The sequence below is a fragment of the Streptomyces sp. MMG1533 genome, from assembly GCF_001279775.1.
Lineage (GTDB): Bacteria > Actinomycetota > Actinomycetes > Streptomycetales > Streptomycetaceae > Streptomyces.
In genome coordinates this window covers 1-342 of sequence record NZ_LGDG01000148.1, presented here as the reverse complement: position 1 = coordinate 342, position 342 = coordinate 1, and the positions used below count along the sequence as shown (strand labels likewise).

Below are 342 nucleotides of genomic sequence, written 5' to 3'. Positions count from 1 at the left end.
ACCTGCCGCTTCTCGACGGTCTCGGTGTCCTTCGGGCCGCCCCACTCACCCGCGGTCAGCCACATGCCGGCCCGCTGGAACACCTCGCGCTCGTGGGCGAAGTAGATCTCGGGCAGCTCGATGCCCTCGCGGGCGATGTACTGCCAGACGTCCAGCTCGGTCCAGTTGGAGAGCGGGAACACGCGCACGTGCTCGCCGGGGGCGTGGCGGCCGTTGTACAGGTTCCACAGCTCGGGCCGCTGACGGCGCGGGTCCCACTGGGAGAACTCGTCGCGCAGCGAGAACACCCGCTCCTTGGCGCGGGCCTTCTCCTCGTCGCGACGGCCGCCGCCGAACACCGCG

1 protein-coding gene is annotated in these 342 nt (G+C 71.1%); it reads right to left on the bottom strand.

Annotation, left to right across the window (positions count from 1 at the left end):
• Nucleotides 1-342: phosphoadenosine phosphosulfate reductase family protein (locus tag ADK57_RS16580; protein WP_159050077.1), on the bottom strand; the 342-nt coding region annotated here is incomplete at both ends.